This is a genomic window from Eoetvoesiella sp., from assembly GCF_035555955.1.
GTDB lineage: Bacteria > Pseudomonadota > Gammaproteobacteria > Burkholderiales > Burkholderiaceae_B > Eoetvoesia.
The window spans coordinates 26691-33534 of record NZ_DATMGA010000044.1 but is presented as its reverse complement, the minus strand read 5'-3'; the positions used below and the strand labels follow the sequence as shown (position 1 = coordinate 33534).

General features: G+C 63.4%; 7 protein-coding genes. 2 read left to right on the top strand and 5 right to left on the bottom strand.

The features are described from left to right. Positions 1 to 371 precede the first annotated feature (371 nt). Positions 372 to 2342, bottom strand: a complete 1971-nt coding sequence (locus VNT00_RS11685; RefSeq protein ID WP_325587637.1) for a SurA N-terminal domain-containing protein — start codon at positions 2340 to 2342, stop codon at positions 372 to 374. A 187-nt stretch (positions 2343 to 2529) separates the two neighbouring features. Here VNT00_RS11685 and ugpQ point away from each other — a divergent pair, with 187 nt between their 5' ends. Both ugpQ and VNT00_RS11675 read left to right on the top strand, forming a co-directional pair. Beyond that, positions 2530 to 3282 carry a glycerophosphodiester phosphodiesterase gene (ugpQ, locus tag VNT00_RS11680; protein ID WP_325587635.1) on the top strand — a complete coding sequence of 251 codons (753 nt, stop codon included), beginning with the start codon at positions 2530 to 2532 and terminating at the stop codon, positions 3280 to 3282. A gap of 24 nt (positions 3283 to 3306) precedes the next feature. Next, positions 3307 to 4239, top strand: coding sequence for a 23S rRNA (adenine(2030)-N(6))-methyltransferase RlmJ (locus VNT00_RS11675; RefSeq protein ID WP_325587633.1), 933 nt, complete (start codon positions 3307 to 3309; stop codon positions 4237 to 4239). Here the strand turns inward: VNT00_RS11675 and VNT00_RS11670 are convergent. The 4 genes from VNT00_RS11670 to VNT00_RS11655 all read right to left on the bottom strand — a co-directional run bounded on the left by VNT00_RS11670 (position 4236) and on the right by VNT00_RS11655 (position 6839). Continuing rightward, positions 4236 to 4970, bottom strand: a complete 735-nt coding sequence (locus VNT00_RS11670) for a pseudouridine synthase (protein WP_325587631.1) — start codon at positions 4968 to 4970, stop codon at positions 4236 to 4238. The genes VNT00_RS11675 and VNT00_RS11670 overlap by 4 nt on opposite strands. 66 nt (positions 4971 to 5036) lie before the next feature. Then, on the bottom strand, positions 5037 to 5939 hold the full coding sequence (locus VNT00_RS11665; RefSeq protein ID WP_325587630.1) for an amino acid ABC transporter substrate-binding protein: 903 nt from the start codon (positions 5937 to 5939) through the stop codon (positions 5037 to 5039). A gap of 18 nt (positions 5940 to 5957) precedes the next feature. After that, positions 5958 to 6494 carry a YaeQ family protein gene (locus VNT00_RS11660; protein ID WP_325587628.1) on the bottom strand — a complete coding sequence of 179 codons (537 nt, stop codon included), beginning with the start codon at positions 6492 to 6494 and terminating at the stop codon, positions 5958 to 5960. A 6-nt stretch (positions 6495 to 6500) separates the two neighbouring features. Next, entirely contained in the window at positions 6501 to 6839 is a 339-nt protein-coding gene (locus VNT00_RS11655; RefSeq protein ID WP_325587627.1) for a P-II family nitrogen regulator, read from the bottom strand. Positions 6840 to 6844: the final 5 nt, after the last annotated feature.

Genomic DNA, 6844 nt, shown 5'->3' with positions numbered 1-6844 from the left:
GGAGCAAGCCATGGCGGCGGCCGTTTTCGGGGTGCAAGCGAACAGCTGTTTGAGGACGGCGTTTACGGCCAGCCGGGGGCTGGCCGTTCGTCCGAGTTCTGTGAGCGCCCGAAAACGGTTGTCGACATGGGAAGCCTCGGCGCAGCCGGGGCCGCAGCGACCTGAGCGCGCCGGTGCGGGCACGCCACGGCCGCTCAAGAACCCAAAAACCTCGACCCCCAACCCAAACCCAGCCCATATAAACCAGCCAACAACCACTCAACAAAAAGCAATCGAAGCATCACAACCCAAAAACAAATGGGCCCGGTCATAAACCGGGCCCACAAGCATCGCCAAACCGGCGACAAATCAAACCAGCACGGAAACGACCATCAACCCTGATCCTTGCCGTCCTCGCCCGCCAGCGCCTTCTCGGCCTCCGGCAGTATCTTCACCCCCACCGCCGTCTTCATCGCCTGCAAGACAGCCTTTTCCTCTGCCTGGCCCAAAGCCTGCCCCAACTGCAGCGGCAGCGTCGCCTGCAGGGTCGGGTTGAGCTTGCCCGGCGCCGCGTGCTCTACGCGAACCACCACGAAGCCATCCGGCCCCTTCACCCCCGTATAGCCCGGCAGCTTCTGCGGATCGACCTCGAACGACGCATCGAGCACGTCCTTGCTAAGCCCATGCATATCGATGCGGCTAACCGTTACCGCATTCGCAAAGCCCTCTAGCGATGCCCCGTTCGGATTGGCCCGCAGCGAAGCCAGCACCGCCTCGCCCGCCTTTTCCGCCGCAGCCGCCGCGCGTTCGCGCACCAGTTGCTCGCGAATGCTTGCCGTGGCTTTATCGAGCGGCTGCACATGCTTGGGAGTCAGCTTGCCAACACGCACCACCACCATCGTATCCGGCGAGATTTCAATCACGCCCGAATTGCCCTTGTCGGCAAGAACCTGCGACGAGAACAAAGCGCGGCGCACCCGCACATCGCCCAGCACCGCCGCGTCATCGCTGGCCGAAGCCGCCGCGCCGTCCACCATGGAAGCCGGCAGCAAGCGGTCGGCGGCAATCCCGTTGGCCTCCTTGACCGACAGCCCCAGGGCTTCGGCGGCAGGTTTCAGGCTGGAGGCATTGTCGTACACCAGGCTGGTCAGCTTGGATGCCATGTCCGCGAAGCGGTCGGCCCCCAACTGGCGCCGGATCTCGCTTTGCACCTTGGACTTCGCCTGCTCGAACGTTTCGCCGCGCTCGGGCTGGACATCGTCGGCCTTGAAGATATGCAGGCCGCCCGGCCCCTTGACCACGCCGGACACCTCGCCCTTCTTCAGGGCGAAGACCACTTTTTCCAGATCGGCCGGCAAGGTGTTCTTGGTAATCCAGCCCAGCTTGCCGCCGTCTTTCGCCGTGCCCGCGTCATCGGAATTCTCCCGGGCCAGCGCGGCGAAATCCGCCTTGCCGGCAGCGGCCTTTTTGGCGAGTTCTTCGGCGCGAGCCTGGGCCGCCGCCTTTTGATCGGCCGTGGCATCGGCGGACAGATTGACCTGGATATGGCTAAGCTGCACACGGGCCGGCGTCACGTAGCGCTTTTTGTTCTGCTCGTAATACTTGTGCATGTCGGCATCGCTGACCGCGGGCAGGCCCTGCATGGCGGCCGCCTCGTTGAGCAGCAGGTACTGGGCCGAGACGTATTCGGGAATTTCGAGTTTCTGCTGGTTCTTGTCGTACCAGGCCTTGACGTCGGCATCGCTTACCTGAATGCCCTTCTTGAAATCGTCGGCGGCAAAGGTGCGCAGGCGCAGGGTGCGCTGGGCGGTGAGCGCCTGCTCGATGGACTGCGTGACCGGCGCCGGCAGGCTGGCCGTGGCCGAGACCGGCCCAAGCACGCGCTGCAGGGCCAGCTCGGAACGCTGCCCTTCTTCGAAGTCGCGGCTGCTTACGCCCATGGAGGCCAGAACCTGGCTGTACCGTTCCGGTGAAAACCGGCCGTCGACCTGCAAATCGGGAATGGAGGCGATGGTTTGGCGCAGCACGGCGTCGGAAACGCTGAAATGATTCTTGATAGCCGAGGACACCACCACATGGCGATCGATCAGAGAGTCCAGCAAGGCCTTGCGCGCCTCGGGGTTGTCCAGCATGGCCGGGTCGAACGACGCCCCCGCCCGCGATTGCAATTGCTGCAATTGATTGCTCTTGGCCTGGTCGAATTCCTTCAGGGTAATGGCCGAACTGCCGACCTTTACAAGATCGTGGTCGCCGGACACATAGGTGCTGTAGCCACTGACCCCGATCAGGGCGAACGAAGGCAGAATCAATACCAGCAGTATCAATTGCATCAAACGCTGATGGTGGCGGATAAAATCGAACATTAATAGGACTCTCTGGTTCGCGAATTTACCGAAGGCACTGATGTTCCGCCTGCCTGGTTCGCGAAGCCAGCCGGGCGGGACATCAGGCAACACATGCTAAAAAAATGGCGAACATGTTCGCCTGGGCATGGAAGTGCTGAGTGACGCTTAAAATATGCCGTGAGTTTACCACCACCTAGGCCCAACCATGACCCGCAACGCGCACGCCTGGCCCTACCCCAGGCTCATCGCCCACCGGGGCGCCGGCACGACGGCCCCCGAAAACACGCTGGCGGCAATGCGGGCGGGCGCCCGGCGCGGCTACACCATGGTCGAATTCGACGTCAGGCTCAGCCGCGACGGCGTGGCTGTCCTGCTGCACGACGACCTGGTGGACCGCACCTCCAATGGACACGGCGAGGCCGGCGGCCTGACCTTCGCCGAGCTTTCCAGGCTGGACTTCGGCGGCTGGCATTCAAGCCGGTACGCCGGCGAACCCATTCCCACCCTGTACGCCGTGGCGGCTTTCACCCAGGCCAACGGCATATACAGCAACATCGAGATCAAGCCCCCGCCAGGCGCCGAGGCCGACACGGGACGCGAGGTCGCCCGGCTCGCCGCCACGCTTTGGAACGATCCCGCCAGGCCGCCCTTGCTGTCCTCGTTTTCCGAAACCGCCCTGGAGGCGGCGCGGCAGGCCGCGCCTGAGCTGCCGCGCGCCCTGCTGCTGGACGGCCCGCCGCCCGGCGACTGGCCGGCTCGCATACGGCGCCTGCAATGCGTTGCGGTCAACATCGACCAGACGTATGCCACCCGCGCGGCCATCGCCGACGCGCACGCCAAAGGCTATAAAATAGGAGCTTGGACCGTGAGCGAACCATCGCGCGCACGCGAGCTGCTCGACTGGGGCTGCGACGCCGTCTTCGTCGACGCCCTTGAAGCCATCAAGTCCGATTTTTAAATTCCCGACCAAAAAGGTCCCCGTTTGTTCAGCTACCGACACGCCTTTCACGCCGGCAACCATGCCGACGTACTCAAGCACGCCATCTTGGTGCACATCCTGGATTACTACAACCGCAAGGACACCCCCTACTGGGTCATCGACACCCATGCCGGAGCCGGCATCTACGACCTGACCAGCGAATGGGCCGCCAAGAACGGCGAGTTCGTCGACGGGCTGGATCGCCTGCTGGCCGCCGAATCCCTGCCTCCCCTCGTCGAACGCTATCTGCTGGACGTCCAGCATTTCAATCCGGACGGCGTGGCCAACTTCTACCCCGGCTCGCCCTGGCTGGCCCTGCGCGCCCTGCGCGACGCCGACCGCCTGCATCTGTTCGAGATGCATCCCACCGAAATCGATGTGCTGCGCGACAATCTCGCCGAGCAAGGCGAGCGCGCCATCGAGCAGACCACCCTGCACCAGGCCGACGGCTTTCGCGGCCTGAAAGGCCTGCTGCCGCCCTTGCCGCGCCGCGGCATCGTCATCATGGACCCCTCGTACGAAGACAAGGCCGACTACCGGTCGGTGCTGCAAAGCATCAAGGACGGCCTGTCGCGCTTTGCCACCGGCTGCTATGCCATCTGGTATCCATTGGTGCAGCGGCGCGAGGCGCACGAAATGGTGCGCTCCCTGGAAAACATGGATGTGAAGTGGATCGATGCGGCCCTGACCGTGCGCAAGCCGGTCGAAGGCGGCCTTGGCCTGCACGGCAGCGGCATGTTCGTCATCAACCCGCCCTGGACCCTGCACAAGGCCCTGGACGAAGCTATGCCCTGGCTGGCGAAAACCCTGGCCCAGGACGATCGCGCCTCGTTCACGCTGGCTCTATCGCCCTCGGCCGAAGCTCCGGCCGTGGCAAAGCGGGTGAAAAAAGACCGGCACATCAAGCGCGTGGGCAAGCCCGCCGCGAAAGACTAAATGAACCGTTCGCCATCGCGCAGGTAGCGCCACTGCCCGGGAGGCAGGTCGCCCAGCACGATGCGGCCCATGCGCACGCGCTTCAGGCCGACCACTTTAAGGCCGACCAGCTCGCACATGCGGCGAATCTGGCGCTTCTTGCCTTCCTGCAGAATGAAGCGCAACTGATCCTCGTTCTGCCAGCTTACGTGCGCGGGCCGCAATACCTTGCCGTCCAGGCTCAGGCCGTGGTTGAGCAGCTTGAGGCCATTGCCGGCCATCTTGCCCTCGACCCGCACCAGGTATTCCTTTTCGATTTCGGAATCGTCGTTGATGAGCTGGCGCGCAATGCGCCCGTCCTGGGTCAGCACCAGCAGCCCCTGGGAGTCGATGTCCAGCCGCCCCGCCGGCGCCAGGCCGCGCAGATGCGCGGGGTCGAAACGCTGCGCCGCCTTGTCCGCGCGATACTGGCTGCGGGCGGTAATGAGCGACACGGCGGGCCGATAGCCCTGCTCGGCCTGCCCCGAGACATAGCCCACGGGCTTGTTCAACAAGATGGTCACGCGCGCGGTCTGGCGCCGCTGCGCCTGCCGGTCCAGGGTGATTTTCTGGTTGGGGTAGGCCTTGCTGCCCAGCTCCGACACCACAGCCCCGTCCACCCGCACCCAGCCCCGCTCGATATAGCTGTCGGCCTCGCGTCGCGAACACAGGCCTTGCTCGGCCATCAATTTCGAGATTCGTATTTTTTCCATGGACGGTATTGTATGAAACTTATACGAAATGCACGGCCGGCCTGAGCTTTGCCCGCGCCCACGGCGCTATTGCGCGTAATGGGCGGGATCGGGCGTATCGGTGGGATTGGCGATGACTTTTTTAAGTTCCGGAGTCATGGGCCAGTTCAGGTTGATGTTCTTGGGGGGAACAGGCTGTGTGAACCACTTGGCATACAGCTTGTCGATGGTGCCGTCCTTCATCATGGCCTTCACCGCATCGTCGACCGCCTTCTTGAAGGCCTCGTCGCCCTTGGGCTCGATGATGCCATAGGGCTCGACCGTATAGGCCTTTGCGCTGATTGTCCAGCTGTCGGGATTGTTCGAACTGGCCACCAGGCCCGCCAGCAGGACGTCGTCCATGAAGAACGCGGCGGCCCGCCCGCTTGAAACGGTAAGGAAAGCCTGGGAATGGTCTTTGGCCGGAATGATGCGCATGCCCAGCTTCTGCTCGGCGTTGATCCGCGTAAGCCAACGCAGGTTGCTGGTGCCTGCGGTGGAAACCACGGTCTTGCCATGGAAGTCGCCAAGATCCTTCAGGCCCGATTTTTTCAGGGACGCAAAGCGCGTGGCCGTTACGAACGTGGTCGGCGCGAAGCTGACCTGCTTCTGGCGATCGGCGTTATTGGTGGCGGAACCGCAGGCCAGATCGACCGTGCCGTTGGCGACCAGCGGTATGCGCGTGGACGACGTAACGGGAACCTCTTTGATTTTCAGGCTGGGCAGTTGCAGGTCCTTTTGGATGGCAGCGGCGATGCCGTGGCAGATATCCATGGAATAGCCGATGGGCTTCTGGTTGTCGTCCAGGTAGGAGAACGGAATGGAAGAGTCGCGATACCCCAGGGTGAGTTCGCCATTGGCCTTGATTTTGTCCAGGCGCCCCTCGGCGCTTGCGGTGGCCCCGATGGCCGCCATGGCTGCCGCCACGGCCAGAATGGAAATCAGCTTCATGGTTGGTCTCTCCTTAAATTAGCGCCAGGTCTCGATCTCGGCCATGACGCTGCCGCTGTCGGACGACACCATGGCCATGCCCTCTTCGATGGTGACGTGCAAGGTCATGCTCCGCTGCGCCAGGCCGGCCAGCTCTCGCACGGCCTCGGGCCGCACCGAATACACGGAAAGATTGCGGATCCGCTCCAGGCCTTGCCGCGCGCCCTGCCACCACACCTGGCTGGCCGGGCCTCCGTAGCAGAATACCACCACCTGATCGGCCTTGCCGCTGGCCTGCAGCAGGCGCCGCTCGTCGGGATGGCCCAGTTCGACCCAGGCAAGAACGGCACCGGTCAGGTCCTTGCGCCACAACGCCGGCTCGTCGGTGGTGCTCAGCCCGCGCGTGAAGGCCAGGTGCTCGTCAGCCAGCAGGCTGAAGGCCAGGACCCGCATCATCATGCGCTCGTCCGTTTCGGACGGATGGCGCGCCAGGGTCAGGGCGTGGCTGTCGTAGTAGCCGCGCACCATGTCCGCGATGTGCAGCTCAAGCTTGAATATCGTTGCCCGCAATGCCATGTAAGCTTAAAGCGCCTCGACGCCGCTTTCGCCCGTGCGGATGCGTATGGCCTGCTCGACGGGCATGACGAATATCTTGCCGTCGCCGATCTTGCCCGTGTGGGCAGCCTTGACGATGGCGTCTATGGCGCCTTCGACCATGGCGGCCGGCACGACCACTTCGACGCGGATCTTGGGCAGGAAATCCACCACGTACTCGGCGCCGCGATACAGTTCGGTGTGGCCCTTCTGGCGGCCAAACCCCTTGACTTCGGTGACGGTCAGGCCGCTGACCCCGATTTCAGCTAATGCTTCGCGGACTTCGTCCAGCTTGAACGGTTTGATGATTGCGGCAATCAATTTCATAATGG